The organism is Arthrobacter sp. StoSoilA2, from assembly GCF_019977195.1.
In the GTDB taxonomy this organism is placed as follows: domain Bacteria; phylum Actinomycetota; class Actinomycetes; order Actinomycetales; family Micrococcaceae; genus Arthrobacter.
Genome location: NZ_AP024643.1, coordinates 693227 through 712716, shown reverse-complemented (window position 1 = coordinate 712716; position 19490 = coordinate 693227). Strand labels below are relative to the sequence as shown.

General features: G+C 62.8%; 15 protein-coding genes. 1 reads left to right on the top strand and 14 read right to left on the bottom strand.

Going from position 1 to position 19490, the window contains the following annotated elements; all coding sequences use genetic code 11:
• Window positions 1-322: 322 nt before the first annotated feature.
• The 11 genes from LDN82_RS03430 to LDN82_RS03380 form a co-directional block, all read right to left on the bottom strand.
• Window positions 323-520 carry a hypothetical protein gene (locus LDN82_RS03430; RefSeq protein ID WP_224166382.1) on the bottom strand — a complete coding sequence of 66 codons (198 nt, stop codon included), beginning with the start codon at window positions 518-520 and terminating at the stop codon, window positions 323-325.
• A gap of 97 nt (window positions 521-617) precedes the next feature.
• The gene (locus LDN82_RS03425) at window positions 618-812 is read right to left on the bottom strand and encodes a hypothetical protein (protein ID WP_224166381.1); all 195 of its coding nucleotides are present in this window, start codon (window positions 810-812) and stop codon (window positions 618-620) included.
• Between the two features lies 1 nt (window position 813).
• Complete coding sequence (locus tag LDN82_RS03420; protein WP_224166380.1) at window positions 814-3750, bottom strand: FAD-binding and (Fe-S)-binding domain-containing protein; 2937 nt, start codon at window positions 3748-3750, stop codon at window positions 814-816.
• A 126-nt stretch (window positions 3751-3876) separates the two neighbouring features.
• Window positions 3877-4845, bottom strand: a complete 969-nt coding sequence (locus LDN82_RS03415) for a sugar ABC transporter substrate-binding protein (RefSeq protein WP_224166379.1) — start codon at window positions 4843-4845, stop codon at window positions 3877-3879.
• A gap of 66 nt (window positions 4846-4911) precedes the next feature.
• Window positions 4912-5910 (bottom strand): ABC transporter permease, encoded by a 999-nt coding sequence (locus LDN82_RS03410; protein ID WP_224166378.1) that lies wholly within the window; start codon window positions 5908-5910, stop codon window positions 4912-4914.
• Window positions 5907-6791 (bottom strand): ATP-binding cassette domain-containing protein, encoded by an 885-nt coding sequence (locus LDN82_RS03405; protein ID WP_224166377.1) that lies wholly within the window; start codon window positions 6789-6791, stop codon window positions 5907-5909. The genes LDN82_RS03410 and LDN82_RS03405 overlap by 4 nt, the downstream gene beginning before the upstream one ends.
• Before the next feature lie 313 nt (window positions 6792-7104).
• The gene (gene iolG / locus LDN82_RS03400) at window positions 7105-8115 is read right to left on the bottom strand and encodes an inositol 2-dehydrogenase (RefSeq protein WP_224166376.1); all 1011 of its coding nucleotides are present in this window, start codon (window positions 8113-8115) and stop codon (window positions 7105-7107) included.
• 29 nt (window positions 8116-8144) lie between these two features.
• Window positions 8145-9602 carry an APC family permease gene (locus tag LDN82_RS03395; RefSeq protein WP_224166375.1) on the bottom strand — a complete coding sequence of 486 codons (1458 nt, stop codon included), beginning with the start codon at window positions 9600-9602 and terminating at the stop codon, window positions 8145-8147.
• 33 nt (window positions 9603-9635) lie between these two features.
• Entirely contained in the window at window positions 9636-10649 is a 1014-nt protein-coding gene (locus LDN82_RS03390; RefSeq protein ID WP_224166374.1) for a D-2-hydroxyacid dehydrogenase, read from the bottom strand.
• Window positions 10650-10720: 71 nt separating this feature from the next.
• Window positions 10721-12481 (bottom strand): IlvD/Edd family dehydratase, encoded by a 1761-nt coding sequence (locus LDN82_RS03385; RefSeq protein ID WP_224166373.1) that lies wholly within the window; start codon window positions 12479-12481, stop codon window positions 10721-10723.
• Window positions 12482-12534: 53 nt separating this feature from the next.
• A complete protein-coding gene (locus LDN82_RS03380; RefSeq protein WP_224166372.1) occupies window positions 12535-13302 on the bottom strand; it encodes an SDR family NAD(P)-dependent oxidoreductase in 768 nt (255 codons plus the stop codon).
• Window positions 13303-13488: 186 nt separating this feature from the next.
• Between LDN82_RS03380 and LDN82_RS03375 the strand changes: the two genes are divergently transcribed.
• A complete protein-coding gene (locus LDN82_RS03375) occupies window positions 13489-14673 on the top strand; it encodes a Gfo/Idh/MocA family oxidoreductase (protein WP_224166371.1) in 1185 nt (394 codons plus the stop codon).
• Between the two features lie 72 nt (window positions 14674-14745).
• On the opposite strand, the gene LDN82_RS03370 is transcribed toward LDN82_RS03375, so the two are convergent.
• The 3 genes from LDN82_RS03370 to LDN82_RS03360 form a co-directional block, all read right to left on the bottom strand.
• Entirely contained in the window at window positions 14746-16101 is a 1356-nt protein-coding gene (locus tag LDN82_RS03370) for an aldehyde dehydrogenase family protein (protein WP_224166370.1), read from the bottom strand.
• A 78-nt stretch (window positions 16102-16179) separates the two neighbouring features.
• Complete coding sequence (gene iolD, locus LDN82_RS03365; RefSeq protein WP_224166369.1) at window positions 16180-18141, bottom strand: 3D-(3,5/4)-trihydroxycyclohexane-1,2-dione acylhydrolase (decyclizing); 1962 nt, start codon at window positions 18139-18141, stop codon at window positions 16180-16182.
• A 184-nt stretch (window positions 18142-18325) separates the two neighbouring features.
• A complete protein-coding gene (locus LDN82_RS03360) occupies window positions 18326-19459 on the bottom strand; it encodes a Gfo/Idh/MocA family oxidoreductase (RefSeq protein WP_224094209.1) in 1134 nt (377 codons plus the stop codon).
• Window positions 19460-19490: the final 31 nt, after the last annotated feature.

The following is a 19490-nucleotide window of genomic DNA, read 5'->3' as shown; positions in this document are numbered from 1 at the left end:
ACCTCGATCACGGCAGAGGCCGCAGGCGCTGCGAAGGACCTGACGGTGTGTTTGGTCCGGCAAAGCCTCCTGATCAAAGTTCGCGCCGGCATATCGAGCAGCAGGCAGGCTGTCGCCAGGTCCGGACCTGCAGCACCGCCAAATGCCACGGGCAACTCGTAGCTGGCTGGGGAGTCCTCCCACGTCCCGTACCCGGTTTGGGACGAAGCCGCCATGCCCGCCAATCCAAGACTGGCCAACTCTGCCTCCTGGCGTGAAAGGAAGCGGGCCGTAGCGCTTGGACCAGTGCCAGGAACAAACGCTACGGACCGCGGCTTGGGGGCTAGGCGCCCGGTGTCGGCCACGGCGAGGCATCGCGGATGTCGCGGCCTTCCGCCATGTCCTGGAGGAGTCGGTGAACGAGTTTCCCCGAGCGCTTCAGCTGAAGGTCAGTCCGTTCGCCAAGATCGGTTTCGTTGAAGTGTGCCGATGCCCGCAGCCATTCGACGTGCCGTCCTTGTGCGAGCTTCCTGTTCATCATCGAGATCAACTCTCAAAAAGTAATGGGGCTATTGGGTCCCTTCAAGCATCCGTCCCGGGGGCCTGTGCCAACCGTGTCAGTTTGGGACACGGGCTTATCACTCCAGGTTGATGCCCACAGCGAAGATGAAAATGCCGCTTGCGGCCACCAGGAACGCGGCGGCTCCCAAAGGAACCGCATGCACCCCGCGGAAGCTGGCCGTTGAATGCGCTTCCTGTGAGGCGCCAAGATGCCTCCCCGCCAAGCGCAGCCCTGCCGCCACCAGGATGAGGAAAATACCGACGTATGCCACCCTAATCCTCCGTCCATCGCGCACTCAGCGGATCCAAGGCAATTGCCAGGTGCTTACTGAAGCGTTCCGGATCGATCTGCGAGACCTGCATGGCACAACTGAACCCATCCGTGAGGACCAGCCCCTCACCACAATCCAGCGCCGGGACAATGGAGTGTTCCGCCACCTTCATGGACATATCGAAGTGCTCGGCCTCGAAACCAAAGTTACCGGCCACTCCACAGCACGACGACGATTCGACGAGGTTGGGCACTCCCCACGCCTCCAAGACGCGTTTCTGAGCACCTGAACCGAAGACTGCATGCTCATGGCAGTGTGTTTGCAGGACAGCGGTTTTGGGCGGAACGGCGGACGGCTTCCAGCCACGTTTAATAGCCTCATCGACAGCCACGGAGAACGATCGGACCCGGGCAGCCACGCGCCCGGCCGCAGCACCGCCCACCATCTTGGGACCTTCGTCACGGATAGTGGCCGCGCAGCTGGGTTCCAGGACCACGATGTCCCGCTCCGTGCCGTCATCGAGTTTGTTGATCAGCCTCGCCAGCCGCCGTCGTGCTCCCTCGCGTTGGCCGGTGGAGATCCACGTCAGCCCGCAACAGGCGTCCGGGGTGCAACCCACGGAACTGCCCGAGTCCCGCAGCACCCGAGCTGCTGCCGGGACCACTTCAGGCCGGAAGGCGCGGGTGAAGCTGTCGATGAACAGCAGGACGTCGGCTTTGTCGGTGAAGCCTGCCTCGCCCACCCGCCTCCGGATGAGGCCGGGCGCCGCGAAGGCCGGGAGCCGTCGTCGTGCGCTGACGCCCAACTTTTCGCCCACCCAACGGAACGGACGGAAACGGGTCCCCGCGTTGGCGATGGGCGCAATACGCGTCAACAGTGGCAGCCACCGCGGCAGCCAACCGATCGAATAGTGCGTGAACGGCCGGATTTTGCCGCGGTAGTGCTCATCCACCAGCTGCGACTTGGCTTCAGCGATATCCACGCCCGTGGGACAGTCGGCCGAGCAAGCCTTGCAGGACAGGCACAGGTCAAGGGCTTCCCTGACTTCCGGACTGGACCAACCTCCGTGGCTGGTGCCGTTGGTCCGCGTCAGTTCCTGCAGGACGCGGGCACGGCCGCGGGTCGAGTCTTTCTCGTCTTTGGTGGCTCGGTAGCTGGGGCACATGAAGCCGCCCGCGGTTGCCCGGCAGCGCCCAACACCAATGCATGCATGCGTATTGCCGACGAACGGGCTCACCACCGGCAGCAGGCTGCGGCCAGCTGAAGAAGGTACGACGGCGGCACCAGCCATCGCGGCCGGCTCACCGTGCGCAGGACCCGGCTGGGGCACGCCGTCAAGAGCCAGCGAAGCAGCGAAGGGCTCGGGGTCCACGATGATTCCCGGGTTCAAGATTCCGGCAGGATCCCAGAGGTGTTTAAACGCCCTGAAGATGTCCACCATCGCGGGCGAATACATCACGTCCAACAGTTCGCTGCGTGCCCGGCCGTCGCCGTGTTCCCCGGAAAGCGAGCCGCCGTGGGCCACCACGAGTGCCGCTGCTTCGCGGGTGAAGTTCTCAAACGACTCCCGGCCAGTGTCGCTTCGGAGGTCATAGTCCAGGCGCATGTGCACGCAGCCCGCACCGAAATGCCCGTACATGAAGGCTGTGTAATCGTATTTCTCCACGAGGGGCAGCAACTCCGCGAGGTAGTCGGCCAAACGCTCCGGGGCGACCGCCGAGTCTTCCCAGCCGGGCCAGGTCTGGACACCATCGATCCGCCGGGATGAGAGTCCCGCACCGTCTTCCCGCACCCGCCAGAGTTTGGCGCGCTCCTGGGGCTCCGTGACAAGGGCGTGGTCCACAACCCGGCCGTCTGCTTTGAGTTTCTCCAGCAGCTGTTCGCACTCGGAGGCCGCCTGTTCCATGGTGTCCCCGGGGAACTCAACCATCAGGAAGGCCTTGCCCTGCGGGAGTGAGTCGACGCTGGCGGCACCCCGTCGGTGGCGCATGATGTCCACGATCGATCCATCCAGCCCCTCGATGGCACTCGGCTTGGCAGCGAGGATGGTCATCACACCACGGGCCGAGTCGATGGTATTCGCGTATCCGAGACACAGGAGCGCCGTGGTGCGGGGCTTCGGGACCAGTCCCACCTTTGCCCGCACCACAATGGCGCACGTGCCTTCGCTGCCTGCCAGGGCCCCGGCGATGTCCAGGTTGTTCTCGGGCAGGAGGTGTCCCAAGTGGTAACCGGAAACCTGCCGGGGAATGTTTCCCAGTTCGACCCGCAGTGGGGCGAGGTTGGCCTGGGTCAACGCCTTCAATCCTTCGAGAATTTCCTCCGCCCGGGTGACGGAGTGCTGGTCAACTGCGTCAACGGCCCGCAGGAAGTCCCGTCCGGCATGCAGGTGGGCGCCGTCCGCCGTGACGAGCTCCAATTCCAGCACATGCCGTGTCATTCGTCCGTAGGCCACTGAGTGGTTGCCGCAGGCGTCGTTGCCGATGGAGCCGCCCACCGTGGCCCGCGTCATCGAAGATGGGTCCGGGGCGAAGGTCAGCTCTCCGCCACTCGCTTTCTCGGCGTAGGAGCGCAGCTCGCCAAGGACCACGCCGGCGTCCGCCCAGACCGCCGCCGTACCGCCGTCGACCTCTCCTACGGAGGTCAAGCCTCGCGAAAGGTCGACCACCAACGATTCACCGATCGCGTTGCCCGCCATAGACGTTCCGCCGCCGCGCGGGGTGATGGGAACGCCGGATGCCGAACATTCGCGCAAGATGGCCCTGACGTCGTCGACGCTTGCGGGAAAGACGACGGCGGCAGGCCGGACACGGTAGTTGGACGCATCGTAGGAGTACTCGGAGCGCCGTCGCGGAGAGTCATCCACCTCGATGCCCTGTTCGCGCAACGCGACAAGCAGCTGCTCTACTTTCGTGTCTCCGTCGTCACCATGGGGCATGTTCGCCTTCTCCAATTCGTAGTGGTCCGCTGGAATTCTAGGCAGGCTGGAACCCGGCGGAGTGTGCCAAAACAGTACGGGCACAGCGGAGAGATCCGCTGTGCCCGTACTGTCGTCCGGAAGTGGTTACTTCAGGAACTCAGACAGGTTGTCCTTGGTGATGAGCGTGAACGGCAGTGTGTAGCGGTTGTCCACGTTTCCTCCGTTTAGGAAGTCGGTCACTACCTCAACGGCCTTGACGCCCTGGCCCGCGGAGTCCTGACGGACCGTTGCGGACATGGTGCCGGCCTTGATGTCCTGGAGCGCGGGTTCGGTGCCGTCGACGCCCACTACGGCCTTGAACTCGGCCGTGCGGCCTGCGTCGGCAATTGCGGAAGCCGCGCCGATGGCCATCTCGTCGTTGTTGGCCACAACGGCGTCAATCTGGCCGGACGGGAAGCGCTGGAGGGTGTCCTCCATGTTGCGCTTGGCGTCATCCCGGCTGCCCTTGGCCTGGAATTCAGCCACGATCTTGAAGTTCTTGTTGATGGTCTTGTCGAAGCCGGACTTGCGGCGGTCGGTCCACGATGCGCCATATACGCCTGCTGCGAACACGAGGTTGCCGCCGTTGGGCATCAGCTTGTTGAGGTACTCGGCCTGCATCTGGCCGGCCACGGTGTCGTCGACGCCGATGTAGCTCTTGTACCCAACGTCCGATCCCTCCGCGAATTCGGTGGACAGGATGAACAGCGGGATGTTGGCTGCGATGACCCTCTTGGCCGCGTTCTGGCTGGCATCGCCATCCAGAGGCTGCATGATGACTGCGTCCACTTGACGGGTGAGGAGGTCCTCAACCTGGTTCAGTTCGCTGCCGACATCCTTTTTGGAGTCGGTGATGTTGAGCTTGACGCCCTTCTCATCCGCCGTCTTCTTCATCGCGTCCGTCATGTGGGCCAGGTCCGGGTCCTGCAGGTCAAGGACCACAACGCCGATGTTGTAGGTCTTGGCCGCTCCGCCGCTGCTGGTTGCGTTGCTGCTTCCTGCGCAGCCGGTGAGGGTGAGTGCCCCCGCTGCCATCATGGCGACCGCCGCGGCGATCTTACGTCGCATACTCATGGTTGTTCCTTTCAGTGGTTTGTCTGTGCGCTTGGAGATTGTTGTGATGCGTTGTTTGTTGCTGGGTCAGTCGGACTTCCAGCGGTTCAGCAGGACGGCGAGTACCAGGATCACGCCCTGCACGCCTTGCTGGAAGTAGGAGGAAACGCCCAGCAGGTTCATGCCGTTCATGACCACGCCCAGCAGGAGTACGCCGATGACGGTTCCGCGGATGGTGCCGACACCGCCAAAGAGGCTCGTTCCGCCAATGACGACGGCGGCAATCACCTGGAGTTCGTAGCCGGTACCGGCCACGGGTGCGGCCCCGTCCAGACGGGCTGTGAGGACGAGTCCGCCAAGGGCAGCAGTGACGCCGCCGATGAGGTAAACGGTGAACAGCACGCGGCTGGTTGAGATGCCAACCTTCTTGGCCGATTCCTCGTTGCCACCTACGGCGTAGACGTGGGAGCCGAACTTGGTTCGGCTGAGCACAAATTCGCAGATGATGGCAGCCACCAGGAAGATGATCACGGGAACCGGAATGGGCCCGAGGAAACCTGATCCCAGCCACTCGGCCGGTCCGCTCAGGCCGGAGACAACCTGCCCGTCAGTGATCACCAGTGCCGCCGTACGGGCTATGGCCATGGTGGCCAACGTCGCAAGGAAGGGGAGGATGGCTCCCCAAACCACCATGGCTGCGCTGAGGAAGCCCACCAGGAGTCCGACGCCCAGGCCGGCGATCAGCGGAAGCCAGAAGGCGCCTCCACTGGCAGGGGCAAGCAGGGCGAAGGTCATGCCGGCCAGGCCAACGACGGAGCCCACGGACAGGTCGATACCTGCCGTGATCATGATGAAGGTCATTCCCAGCGCGATCAGTCCGATGATGGATGACTGCCTGACGACGTTCACGATGTTGTTGAGGGTCAGGAAGTTCGGTGCCGCCGCGGCGAGGAAGACGAGGATCACTACGAACAGGATGATGATTCCGTAATCGCCAATGAATCGCTTGACCTTGGTGGCGGTCATGCCTTCCTTGAGGTCGGCTGGCCCCAGCTTGGTTTTGATGTTGTCCATGGTGATGCTCATGAGTCGCTCCCGGTGGTAGTACCGCGCGCGGCCAGTGCATCCACGGTTTCCATTGCTGATGTGCTTCCGATTTTGCGGCGCGCCTCCGGGATGCCGCTGCCGGTGTCGACGTAGTCGTCCAAGGTGCCGTGCGAAATCAGGTGGGCCACTTGGGCTTCGGAGACATCTCCCACGCGGAAACGTCCCACTACCTGCCCCTGGCGCATGACGGCGAAGCGGTCCGCGACAGCGAACGCTTCGTCCAGGCGGTGCGTAATGATGATGACCGCGATGCCCAGGTCCTTGAGCCGCTGGGTTACTTCAATAAGCTTGTCCACCTTGGCCACCGAGAGGTTTGCGGTGGGCTCGTCCATGATGATCAAGCGGGCATCGAAGGCCAATGCCCGGCCGATTGCCACGGCCTGCCGCTGGCCGCCGGAGAGTCGCTTGACCTTGAGGCGCGGGTTGATGGGGATGTCCAGGCGTTCCAGCACGCGCTTGGTTTCCGCCTCCATCTTCTTCCTGTCGATGATCCTCAACAGGGGACCCAGGATGTTCTTCTGGGGCTCGCGGCCCAGGAAGATGTTGGTCCGGACATCGAGATTGTCGGCCAGGGCGAAGTCCTGGTAGACCATCTCGACACCTTGGTCCCGGGATGCAGATGGTGTGGGAAACTCGGTTTTCTTTCCGTCCAGCTCGATCACGCCACGGTCGGGCTGGTAGACGCCCGTCAGCACTTTCATGAGCGTGGATTTGCCGGCGGCGTTGTCTCCAAGAAGAGCGAAGGTTTCGCCGGGCATGACATCGATGCTGACTCCGCGCAATGCGGACACCGCCCCGAATGTCTTGTGTATGTCCTTAAGGGCGACCAGTGGAGCTGTCGCCGGTGGTGCGTCGGTCATCTCATCCTCGTTTGATAGGGCCATGCAAATGAACCGGTGAAACACCTTTAGCGATGGGCCATCAAACAACGTTGTTTGACTTTGCAGAATCCGGGGCAATTCGAAGAAAGTCCCGTAACTGCGTGACCTTCGCCACACTGTTTCACTTACTTGAACTTTGGCGGATTGGAGAATGCGGGAGATGTGCCACTTTGAAACACCAACCTGACGTGAAATGTTGCCGCGGGACACAATTCACTTCCCTTAAAAAACAAAGCCGGCCCGGCACGGATTGTTGCGAAATAATCCGTGCCCGGGCCGGGCAGTCAAAGGGCTACGCTGACAGCTCCACGGCTATCGCAGCACGTGTCCGGGCGGACTTCTCCGCCGCGTCAGCCAGGATCAGGGCAGCACGGCCGTCCTCGAAGCTCGGACTCCGCGAGGGAAGCCCGCGGACAGCGCGCAGGAACTCTGCCACCTCAAGCCGGTACGCCTCCGCGTAGCGCTCCAGGAAGAAGCTCTGGTACGGCCCCATCCCCTCCACCGTCCTGGCACCCCAGTGCCGGACCAGGCTGTCGTTCTTGTTGACCACCTGAAGCAAGCCCGCGGATCCGAAGGCCTCGATGCGCTGGTCATAGCCATACACGGAATGCCGCGAGTTGAAGATGGTCACAAGCTCATCTTTCGAACCCCGCAAGGTCACCGCTGTCGAATCGAAGTCGCCCGCCTGCCGGATGCCGTCACTGAAGACGTTCGCGCCTGTGGCCGACACCTCCACGATGTCCGGAATGAAGTAGCGGGCCATGTCCAGATCGTGAATAGTCATGTCCCGGAAGATCCCGCCGGACTGGGGCAGATAGGCCGCTGGCGGCTCCCCGGGATCGCGGCTGGTGATGATCAGTTGCTCCAAGACTCCGATCTCGCCAGCCCCCACACGCCGCCTGAGTTCCACGAAGTGCCTGTCGAAGCGCTTGTTGAAGCCCAGGGCGATCGGGATATCCGCAGCGGCCGCCTTGGCCCGGAGTGCATCGACCCGCGCAATTTCCAGGTCGATGGGCTTCTCGCACAGAACCGGGATCCCGGCGTCGATCGACTGCTCAATGAGGTCCACGTGAGTGGCCGTGGGAGACGCCACGATAACGGCATCGACCTCCCCGGAGGCAAAAACCTCTTCCGGGTCGTCACTCACACGCCCACCGTATTCGGCGGCTGTTCGCTTGGCGCCCTCTATTAAGGGGTCGCACACCCAGGCCAACGTCGCTTCTTCCAGGGTTGCCAGGCTCATGGCATGCACTTGACCGATCCTGCCGGTCCCGAACAGGCCAACTCTGATCTGTTGCGTCATTGCAGGTCTCCAGATGTTGAAGTGATGTTTTAGTCGATCTTTTGCCGGCCCAATCTGGCATAAACATCCGGACGCTTTGAGCGCAGGAAGTAGGCATAAACAATCCCGCCGAAGAACAGCGCGAACGTGAAGGTCATGAAGATGGCAGTCATAACGGCCGATCCACCGATCAGTTCCGGATAATTCGCGATGGCCAGGTAGGTAATCAAGCCAAGGAAGATCACGCTGACGATGGGCGCCACAATCGTCTTCCACACAGATTCAGGAGCGAAACTGCGGCGGCGGACAAAGTAAACCAGGACGGCGAAGCTCGTGATGAACATCAGGAGCAGGACCGAGAAAGTGCCGCTTCCGCTGGCGATCGGGTAGAGGGCTTCAGGAGGAACCCCCACCACAGTGAACACCACCGTGGCTACGGCCCAGAGCAAGCCAACGCCTACTGCTGAAACGTAGGGAGACTTGTGCCGCGGGTGCACCCGACCCAAAGCCTTGGGGAGTGCCCCATCAGCGGCCAGCGAGAAACTGTAACGGGCCGCGATGTTCTGGATCGAGAGCATTGAGGCCAGGATCGAAGTGATGAGCAGGACTACGCCGATGTCAGCGAAGATCTTGCCCACCAGCACCGTGGCGCCGTCGTTGAACAAGTTCACGGTGTTGGCCTTGGCCGCTTCCTGGACGTTGTCCGCTCCCAGGAATGCGGTGTAAGCCCACGCAGCCACCGCGTAGAACAGGCCGATGCCCACCACGGCCAGGTAGGTTGCCCTGGGGATGGTCCTGTCCGGGTTCTTGACCTCGTCGCGGTAGATGACCGTTGCTTCGAAACCGAAGAAGTTCCCAACGGCAAACAGCAGCGCAAGGCCCAATCCGGCGTCGGTAATCCACGGCATCGAAAAACCGACGCCTTGTGAGACGTCACCTGAGGCGAACGCCGCGACATCGAAGATGATGACGACGGTCGACTCGAGCAGCATGACCACCGTCAGCACCTTCGCGGAGAGATCGATCCGGTTGTACGCCAGCAATGTGGTGACGACAATGATGCCCAGGCCGTACCAGTACCACGGGATATCCGGACCGCCCAGGGTATTGACCACGAAGCTCTGCAGCGTGAGGGCGAACAGTGACGGAGCAAAGAAGCCGATGAACACATACCCAACCAAGGCCAGGAGCGCCCCGCCCAAGCCGGCCGGCTTGCCCAGCCCTGCCGTGACGAAGGAGTAGAAGCCGCCGGGAGCTTCGACGCTCCGGCTCATCTTGACGAACCCCACCGAGAAAATCAGCAGCATCAGAGTGACCAGGAGATAAATCCCCGGAGCAGTGTGGCCACTGAAAAGAAGCATCACGGGCAAGGTGCCCGCAACGGTGGTCAGGGGGGAAGAGAACGCAAGCACGTTCATCACGAGCTCGCCGATCCCCATGTTGCCGCTGAGCTTATGTTCCTGGGTCTGGGTAGGCGTTATCGGCTTCCCTTTTGTTGAGCTAGACATGTAATCCTCGTCGCGAAATTTTAGAGTGCTGAATCACACTACCGACGCGGATTGTGGGAGTACTGTACCAGCCTGAGACACAGGTTTTGGGGCGGTTCCACCCAGCTTCTTCAGGTCAACAATGTCGTTCAGCGGCTGGTCCGCTTTCCACTGCTGAAGGTTCCTCGCGAAGCAGTCCACAACCCGGCCACGCCATCCGATCAGGTCTCCGGATGCGTGGGGCGAGACCAGGATATTGTTGCGGCTCCACAGCGGATTATCGGCCGCCAGCGGCTCGTTCTCGAAGACATCCAAGGCCGCTGCACCCAAGTGGCCTGCATCGATGGCATCAAGGAGGTCCTGCTCCACCACAACCGCTCCACGGCCAACATTGACCAAGCGTGCACCCGGACGCATTTTGTCGAAGCGGGCAGCGTTGAACAGACCGCGGGTCTCCTCGGTGAGTGGCACGGTCAGCACAACGTCCTGGGCTTCTCCGAGGAGCACGTCCAGTTCGTTAAAGGAGGCGATCGCGCCCAGTTGGGAATCCTCACGGGCAGACCTGCCGACGACGGTCACGTCCATGCCCGCTGCCCGCAACAGCAGCACGGTTTCGCGCCCCACCGGGCCCGGACCGACCACCAGTACCTTGCGACCCAAAAGGGGTTCGGTCTCGCGGTGCTGCCAGGTCCGTGCCTGCTGCAACTCGATGGTGCGGCGCAGGTCCTTGGTGAACATCAACAGCACGCCCAGGACCCATTCAGCGATGGGGCGTTCACACACTCCACGGGAGTTGCTGACCACGATGTCGCTGTTGATGATCTCCTCGGTCATGAGACTGTCCACGCCAATGCTGGAGGTGTGGATCCAGCGCAAGTCCCCGGGGCCCACTTCGCGCAGGAGCTTGGTCCGGAAATCGTTGAGGAACAGGATCTCCGTTCCCGGCAGCGCTGCCCGGAACTCATCCGCCGTCCGGACCACCAACACTTCGGCTTCGGTCTCCAGACGTTCCACGGGAGGAACCGGGCGGCCCTCCTGGACAATTGCAATTACTTTGGGTCGTGACACACCTTCTCCTTTCAAGGGGCCGCCCCCAGACGGGAACGGCCCCACCATCCGTGCTTAGTGGTCGCCGCGGCCTACCAGCCGCCCTGCCAACCGCTCATCAGGCCGTAGGGCAGCCGCTGGGGCTCCTCGTCCGGCAGGCCCTTGAGGAAGTCGAAGTCGCAACCTTCATGTGCCTGGTTGACGTGGTCGATAAAAAGCCGTCCGTAGCCACGGCGGTACTTCGGCTCGGGCAGCTTGAGCTCGGCGAGCCGGGCCTCGATCTCTTCCTCAGGAATATCGAGGTCAAGGCGCTGGTTCTCGACGTCCAGCACTATCGGGTCGCCGTCCCGGACAATGGCCAGCGGGCCGCCCACCGCAGCCTCCGGCGAAACATGCAGGACTGTGGTGCCGAAGGCCGTGCCACTCATTCGCGCATCGGAGATCCGGACAATGTCCCGGATGCCCCGGCGCAGCAGCCTCTCCGGAATGGGAAGCATGCCCCACTCGGGCATACCGGGAGCTCCTACGGGCCCACTGTTGCGCAAGACCAGTACGGAGTCTTCCGTGATATCCAGATCTGGATCATCAATCCTGCGGCCGAGGTCGTAAATGTCCTCGAACACCACCGCCGAACCCTTGTGCTGCAGCAGGTCCTTGGAGGCTGCGCTTCTCTTGATCACGGCACCATTGGGTGCCAAGGATCCACGGACGACGGCGATGCCACCTGAAGCGTCGAAGGGTGCTTCGAGCGTGCTGACTACAACGCCGTCCGGCTCCGGTGCCGTCTTGTAGCCCTTTTCGAGGGACTCACCCGTGACGGTAATGGCGTCCTTGTTCAGGAGTGGCGCCAGCTCCTTAAGTACCGTGGAGATGCCACCTACCTGGAACAGCTGCTGCACCAAGTACTCACCCGATGGCCGAACATTGACGATGCGAGGCGTGCGCTGCGAGATTTCGTGGAACCGATCCAACGGCAGCTCGTAACCAACGCGCCTCGCCAGCGCCAGGAGATGCACCACGGCATTGGTGGAACCACCTACAGCCATCAAGAGCGTGATGGCGTTATCAAACGCCTCTTTGGTCAATATTTCGCTGGGTTTCGGCCCCTGCGTCAGGGCCATTTCCACTGCCCGGCGTCCTGTGGCCTCGGCTGCTTGAGCGCGGCGCGCGTCCACTGCAGGGATTGAGGCAGTACCCGGCAGGCACATGCCCAACGCCTCCACGAGGGACGTCATAGTGGAGGCAGTGCCCATCTCACTGCAGTGTCCGGCAGAAGGTTTCGCGGCGGATTCAAGCTCGTCGAAGTCCGCCTCGGTGATCTTGCCGGCACGCAACTCATCTGCGTACTTCCAGGTGTCAGTGCCAACCCCGAGCTGTTTCCCCCGGAAATGGGCGGGTTCCTGGGGTCCGCCCGTAAGCATGATGGTGGGAACATCCGCACTGGCGGCACCCATAAGCTGCGCCGGGACGGTTTTGTCACAGCCGCCCAGAAGCACGATCGCATCCAGCGGGTAGGCGCGGATGGACTCTTCCACGTCCATGGCCATCAGGTTCCGGAACTGCATGGCCGAGGGCTTCATCAGGCTCTCGCCCAAGGAGATCGTAGGGAACTCCAGCGGCAAACCGCCGGCCATGAGAACACCACGCTTCACGGCGTCGGCCAGAAGTTTGAAGTGGATGTTGCAGTTGACCAGTTCCGACCAAGAGTTTGCGATGCCGATAACTGGCTTGTCTTTGAGGGCGAAGCGTGAGAAACCTTCAGCCTGGATGGCGGTGCGGTGCACGAATCCGGTGAGGTCGTGAGGCGCGAACCATCGTGCGCTGCGGAGATCGTTGTAATTCGACTCGGACATATCTTTCAAGACTCCTTGGCTTGTTTGTCTATATGAGGTATTGGGTGTGGCAGCTACGCGGCCGACGTGCCGCCGTCGAATGCCATGCTGGTGCCGGTGGCGAAAGTGCCGTCCACCGCCAGGAAATAGATGGCTGCTGCCACCTCCTCCGGATCAGCGAGCCGGCACAGCGGCACGGTGCTTTGCTTCTGCTGCAGGGCCAGGAAGGGATCCGGCTCGGCGTCCAGGCCCGAGCGCAGCATGGGCGTATCAATCGGGCCAGGGCAAACGGCATTGACGCGGACATGGGGAGCCAACTCCACAGCAAGTGCCTTCGTAAGCCCCACCACACCGGCCTTGGCTGCGCAGTAATGGGCCAGCCCGGCGACTCCCATGGTTGCTAGGTCCGAGGCAACATTGACGATTGCTCCTCCCCCGGCTCTACGCAGGTGGAGTCCCGCTTCCCGGGCGACGTAGAACGTGCCGGAGAGGTTGGTGTCCAGCACCTCGCTCCAGCGGTGCTCGTCCAGGTCCTCCAGGGGCGCGTAACCGGCAACCCCGGCGGCGTTGACGGCCACGTCGAGGCCACCGAGGGAGTGGATCGCTCCCCGGACGCCGTTCCGGACTGATTCGGCGTCAGCGACGTCGGCGACCACCCGGTGCGCAACGCCGTCGATCGCGTCCGCAACCCGTTGCAGCTCGCCGGCGCGACGCCCTATGAGTGCGACCCGCGCGCCCCGCGCTGCGAAGAGTTTTGCGGTCGCTTCTCCGACGCCGGACGTTGCGCCCGTGACGAGCACCCGCAGGGGTTCCGTCCGAATCCGTTTGTTGCGGTCCATCATCGTCGACGGGCTCCTCTTGGTTGGCGTTGCTGGACTATACGTTCTACTCAAACAGCCGTAGGCCCTCGCCGGATGTCTCAGATTGAGACACAGCACAAACACCTTGCCTCCATAGGCTGATGCGCAGATGCCGCCTTTCTGTGCGGCACAGCACCGCCGGAGAGCGGCAAAACTAAGGAGTCCACTTTGAAAGACCAGAACCGCATTGGCGTTGGCCTCATCTCGGTGGGGTGGATGGGGCGCCTGCATTCCCGCGCCTACCTCGCCACCAAGCAGTTCTTCCCTGAACTGCCGCGCCACCCTGAGCTTGTGATCGCCGCAGACCCCGACGACGCCGGCCGTCACCACGCCGAGGACGCGCTCGGTTACAAGGAAACGGCCACGGACTACCGCAAGGTGCTCGAGAACCCGGACGTTGACGTCGTTTCGATCTGTTCCCCGAACTTCCTGCACCACGAAATTGCCTTGGCCACCATCGAGGCCGGCAAGCATTTCTGGATCGAGAAGCCCATGGGCCGGAGCGCCCAGGAATCCCGCGAAATTGCCCAGGGCGCAGAAGCCGCTGGGCTGATCACCTCGGTGGGCTTCAATTACCGGCATGCGCCTGCGGTGGCAGAAGCCAGGCGGCTTATCCGCTCCGGCGCTCTCGGCCGTATCACCAACGTGCAGATCCGCCTGCTCACCGGCTATGCCTCCGACCCCACGCAGGTGTTCACGTGGCGTTACGAGCAGGCTCGGGCCGGTTCGGGAGTCCTCGGCGACGTCCTGAGCCACGGCTTCGACCTGGCGCAGTTCCTGGTGGGCCGGATCACGTCGCTCAACGCCGTCACCGAAACCTTCATCAAGGATCGCCCGTTGCCCGCCGGCAACTCCTCCAACTCCTTCGACATGGGCAAGGCCTCGGACGTGACCCGCGAAGTGGAGAACGAGGACTACACCGCCATGCTGGCCCGTTTTGAAGGCGGCGCGATCGGCATGTTCGAATCCACCCGTGTAGCCATTGGCCCGCACGCCGAGTACATCATCGAGGTGTATGGCACGGAGGGCTCGCTGCGCTGGAACTTCGAACGGATGAACCAGTTGGAACTCGCCACGGACCGCAGTGGATACCGGACCATCATGACCCCGCCGTCCTACGGCGAATTCGGGCGCTTCCAGCCGGGTCCCGGTCCGGGCATTGGCTTCAACGACCTCAAGACCATCGAGGCCGCGCTCTTCCTGCGGTCCGTGGCCGAAGGTAAGCAGCTAGGCCCCTCGGTGGCTGACGGGTGGTCGGCATCCGAACTGGTGGATGCCTCGCTGAAGAGCGCCGGTTCCGGTGACTGGGTGGAGATTCCGGAAGTCTCCGGGAAGACCACGTACGGAGCCTGAGACTGAACAAGGGAGGCCGGATCGCGATGATCCGGCCTCCTTTGTGCTGCGCTGATTTTGCTGCGTTGAAAACTACTTGGCGAAGCGGAACAGCTTCTTGTTGGCGAACTCCAGCATGCCCACCTTGCCCAGTTCCCGGCCGTAGCCGGACTTCTTGATGCCGCCGAACGGCACGTCCGCACCGCTGAGGTCGTAGGCACCTACGAACACCATGCCGACGTCGAGCTGATTGCCGACGCGCTCGGCGCGGTCGATGTCGTCGCAAATCACCACGGAACCAAGGCCATACGGCGAGGAATTCGCGAGCTTGATCGCTTCATCGTCGGTGCTGACCTTGTAGAGCTGTGCAACGGGACCGAACAGTTCCTCGCTGTAGACGTCCATGGACGGGGTGATGTTGGTGATCACCGTCGGGGTAAACACGTTGCCCTTTGGCTCATTGTTGCCCACCAGGATTTCGGCGCCCTGGTCCAGCGCACCCTGCACCTGGGAAGCCAGGAACTTGGTGGCTGAATCGGAGGACATCGGGCCGAAATCGCCGTTCTCGTAGGACTGGCCAGCAATGGCGGCCTTGAACTTCTCCGAGAACTCGTCGAAGTACTTGTCCAGCACCACGATCCTCTTGGAACCGTTGCACGACTGCCCCGTGTTGCCCATGCGGCCCATGACGGCCTTCTTCACCGCGAGGTCCACGTCGTCAGTGTCCAGAACCAGGAACACGTCGGCTCCACCAAGCTCGAGGACGCACTTCTTCAACGCGCGTCCGGCCTGCTCAGCGACGATCGCTCCCACCTGCTCGGAACCGGTGAGCGAGACACCCTGCACACGGTCATCGGCAATGATGTCCGAGATCTGCTGGTGCGTGGCAAAGAGGTTGACGTAGGCGCCCTCCGGGAAGCCTGCATCGCGGAAGAGTTCCTCCAGGGCGAGCGCCGACTCCGGGCACTGGCTGGCGTGGCGGACGATCACCGTGTTGCCCAGGATGATGTTGGGGATCGCGAACCGTGCCACCTGGTAGTAGGGGTAGTTCCACGGCATGATGCCCAGGATCACGCCGAGGCCCTGGTAGCGGAAGAAGGTCCTCAGCCCGTCAGCAACCTCGAGTTCCTCGTCCGCGAGCCATTCCTCTGCATGTTCTGCAAAGGCTGCCGCGATGGAGCCGGAGAACTCCGCTTCGCCTACGGCCTGCTGGAGCGGCTTGCCCATTTCGCGGTTGATGATGGCGGCAAGCTTGTCCTTGCGGGCAACGAACAGGTCCGCGAGGCGCTTGGCCATGGCCGCGCGTTCGGCGACCGTAGTGGTGCGTGACCAGTCCTGGTAGGTCTTCTGGGCTGCGCTGAGTCCGGCCTCGACTTCTGCGTCGGTGGCTGCGGGGTACTCGGCGTGAATGGTTCCGGTGGCCGGATCAGTAACGGCAAATGCGCTCATGATGAATGCTCCTTGGTCAATAAATCCCGTAAAAGACACGGGCGGGACCGCCGGATATAGCGGTCCCGCCCGGTGCGCTTAGCGCGTTTCAGGTGCGGTGGTGGCAGCGTAGAAGCGCTGACGCTCACGGCCCTTGAGGTGCTTGGCGATACCCTCCAGGGTGTCGGGTCTCTCCGAGGTCATCGGAGCTCCAACGTCCCAGAAGGCGCCGTTGCCGGAAAGATAGCGCCACGGCTCCACGCGGGCCACGATCACAGCAGGACCTTCGACTTCCTTCGCCTCGGTGAGGGCGGCCGAGAACTCCTCGATCGTCGTCGTGGACCAGGCAGCACAACCCATGCTGGCCGCGTTGGCCGCGATGTCGAAATCGAGGATGGCCCCGTCCAGTCGGCCGGACTCTTTGCTGCGTTCCCGGTACTGGGTGCCGAATTCGCGGCCCGGACCGCCCTTGGCAACCTGGAGGGGCCAGATGCACTGGTGTCCGCGGTTGTCGATGACGATGGTGATGATCTTCTTGCGTTCCTGGACAGCCGTGACCAGTTCGGTTGGCTGCATGAAGTAGGTACCGTCACCGATCAGGACATATACCTCGCCCGGCGCATCGGGACGGGCCAAACGGTAGCCGAGGCCAGCCGGGATCTCATGGCCCATGCAGGAGTTGGCGTACTCGAAGTGGATTTCCGTGCCGTTGGACGGGTCCCACGCCTTGTGGATGCCTTCAACCACGCCGCCGGAGCCCAAAATCAGGGCGTCCTCGTTGGTGGTGCGCCTGTTGAGCACGTCGATTACCTGTGCCTGGCTCATCAGTTCACCGGCGAAATCCTGGAGATCGTGCTTGCGAACTTCCAGCGTGGCCTTGCGTGCGTCCGCCACGTCGCTGCGGAACTCGTCCGACGTCGAGTACCCGACGGCGGCGAGCCGCTCGCGCAGGGCGGCCAGGTTAAGCCTGGCGTCACCGATGACGGGGAACGAGCCCATCTTGTGGGCGTCGAACGAACCCACGTTGAGGTTCACGAACTTCACGTCCGGGTTCTGGAACAGCGAGTGCGAGGCCGTGATGAAGTCCTGCAGGCGGGAGCCCACGGTGACCACAACATCCGCACCGTCGGCGATCTCGTTGGCGCCCACAGTTCCGGTCACACCCAATGCCCCGAGGTTAAGGTCGGTGATGGGTCCGCTGCCCTTGCCGGCGTAGGTCTCGGACACCGGGATGCCGAACTCGGCGCTGAAGAGTGCCAGTTCTTCCTGTGCCTTGGAGTAGCGGACGCCGCCACCGGCGATCAGCAGCGGACGCTTGGCGTTGCGGATGATTTCTGCGGCGTCGCGGAGCTCATCCTCGACGGCGGGACGCCGGCGGATGTGCCAGACGCGCGGGGTGAAGAAGGACTCCGGGAAGTCGAATTCGGCGCCCTGGATGTCCTGCGGCAGGCAAACCACCACGGCGCCCGTTTCCACAGGATCGGTGAGGACGCGCATGGCCTCGGGGAGGGTGGACAGCAGCTGGGCCGGGTGGGTGATCCGGTCAAAATAGCGGCTGACGGGACGGAAGCAGTCGTTGGCGGACACGTCGCGCTCAACGGGGTGCTCGATCTGCTGCAGCACGGGGTCGCCGAACCGGTTGTTGATGATGTCCGCGGGGAACAGCAGCACAGGGAGTCGGTTGGTGGTGGCCGTCGCGGCACCGGAGACCATGTTGGTGGATCCCGGACCGGCTGAAGCGGTGCAGGCCAGGGTGGCCGCACGGTTGGAAGCCTTGGCAAAGCCGATGGCCGCGTGGACCATGGATTGCTCGTTCTTGCCTTGGTAGTGCGGGAAGTCCACGCCGTATTCATCGATGCCTTGGGCCAGGCCCACGGAGTTGCCATGGCCGAAGATGCCGTACATGCCGGCGATCAGGCGCCGTTTCTCGCCGTCCAGTTCGCTGTACTGGACCTGCAAATACTCGACGATCGCTTGTGCGACAGTGCGGCGGCGGACGGCCTTTTTATCGGCTGCGATATTGACCTCGGTGCCGAGATCAGCAGCGGCTGTGCTAGTCATGCGTTCTCCTAAATTCGTAGGTGCGTCGGCACTTGCAAACCGATTCGCCCGAACATCAGGTTTTCACCGCGGGGAGGCAAAGTTGTGTCCCAGTTTGGGACGCAGCCCCTTTGCCCGGACACGCAAAAACAGCAGCCGACGGCGGTACGTAGGTACCGCCGTCGGCTGCTGTTTAGTTGTTGAGTTAGTCGAAGCGGTAAGGCTCCTGTGGACCCACGGAGGGCAGCGGCCGGGGACGCTCGCAGGTGCTTTCGATTTCGATGTGCTTGCCCTGCTCCGAGGATGCCTCGAAGGCGAGGAGGACCTCCAGCACGTGGTAGGCGAAGTCGCCGCCCGTCCGGGGCTCCACGCCGTTGCGGATGGCGTAGCCGAATTCGGCCAGGCCGATGCCGCGGTAGGCGTCGTCACGGTGGGTGATGGGCGTTTCGCGCCAGTCGCCACCGCCGGGCGGGGTCATGTCCAGCGCGAGGTCGCCCGGCTCGCCGCGGCGCAGCACTGGAGCGCCGGAGAAGTGGTCCGGGTTCGGCGCGGCCAGGGAGCCGCCGGTGCCGTAGATCTCCAGGTGCGGCAGGTTGTGGTTCCAGATGTCCCAGCTGACGATCACGGTGGCAGCAGCGCCGGACTCGAAGTCGAGGGTGCCCGTGACGTGCGTGGGGGTCTGGATCTGGATGACTTCACCCTCTTTGCCCGGGCGGGGACGAGTTTCGGACGAACGGGGCGTGGTCGCGGAAACCCGCTTCACCGGGCCGAAGAAGTTCACAAGGTTGGTGATCAGGTACGGTCCGATGTCCAGCATGGGGCCTGCGCCGGGGCTGTAGAAAGGGTCCACGTTCGGGTGCCAGTGCTCATAGCCGCGGCAGGCGAAGGAGGCGAAGGCTGCTACCGGCTCGCCAATCCAGCCGTCGTCAATGAGCTTGCGGCTGGTCTGCATGCCGGAACCCAGGAACGTGGTGGGCGCGGAACCTACCTTGACGCCGGCTTCCCGTGCTGCGTCCAGAATCTGCTTCGCTTCTTCAAGGGAGGTTGCGAAGGGTTTTTCGGAAAGGACGTGCTTGCCGGCAGCGATCGCCTGTAGCGTGACCGGTGCATGGAGCTTGGGCGGAGTGAGGTTGAGGACCAACTCTACGTCCTGATCTGCCAGTAGCTCGTCGGGGGTGAGAGCCTTGGGAACGTCGTACTCGGCAGCGCGCTTCCTGACTGCCTCGGGGTTCACGTCCGCGAGCGCCACGATCTGGACGTCGGGGTGGACGCCGATCTTGTCCAGGTATTGGTTGAGGACGTTTCCGACGCCGATGATGCCGACTCGAATGGGTTCCATGTGAATCTCCGTTTAATGATTGGTGGAACAT

Coding starts and splice junctions, on each gene's coding strand:
- LDN82_RS03430 (WP_224166382.1), bottom strand. CDS start 520: ATGATGAACAGGAAGCTCGCACAAGGACGGCACGTCGAATGGCTGCGG.
- LDN82_RS03420 (WP_224166380.1), bottom strand. CDS start 3,750: ATGCCCCATGGTGACGACGGAGACACGAAAGTAGAGCAGCTGCTTGTC.
- LDN82_RS03415 (WP_224166379.1), bottom strand. CDS start 4,845: ATGAGTATGCGACGTAAGATCGCCGCGGCGGTCGCCATGATGGCAGCG.
- LDN82_RS03410 (WP_224166378.1), bottom strand. CDS start 5,910: ATGAGCATCACCATGGACAACATCAAAACCAAGCTGGGGCCAGCCGAC.
- LDN82_RS03405 (WP_224166377.1), bottom strand. CDS start 6,791: ATGACCGACGCACCACCGGCGACAGCTCCACTGGTCGCCCTTAAGGAC.
- iolG (WP_224166376.1), bottom strand. CDS start 8,115: ATGACGCAACAGATCAGAGTTGGCCTGTTCGGGACCGGCAGGATCGGT.
- LDN82_RS03395 (WP_224166375.1), bottom strand. CDS start 9,602: ATGTCTAGCTCAACAAAAGGGAAGCCGATAACGCCTACCCAGACCCAG.
- LDN82_RS03385 (WP_224166373.1), bottom strand. CDS start 12,481: ATGTCCGAGTCGAATTACAACGATCTCCGCAGCGCACGATGGTTCGCG.
- LDN82_RS03380 (WP_224166372.1), bottom strand. CDS start 13,302: ATGATGGACCGCAACAAACGGATTCGGACGGAACCCCTGCGGGTGCTC.
- LDN82_RS03370 (WP_224166370.1), bottom strand. CDS start 16,101: ATGAGCGCATTTGCCGTTACTGATCCGGCCACCGGAACCATTCACGCC.
- iolD (WP_224166369.1), bottom strand. CDS start 18,141: ATGACTAGCACAGCCGCTGCTGATCTCGGCACCGAGGTCAATATCGCA.
- LDN82_RS03360 (WP_224094209.1), bottom strand. CDS start 19,459: ATGGAACCCATTCGAGTCGGCATCATCGGCGTCGGAAACGTCCTCAAC.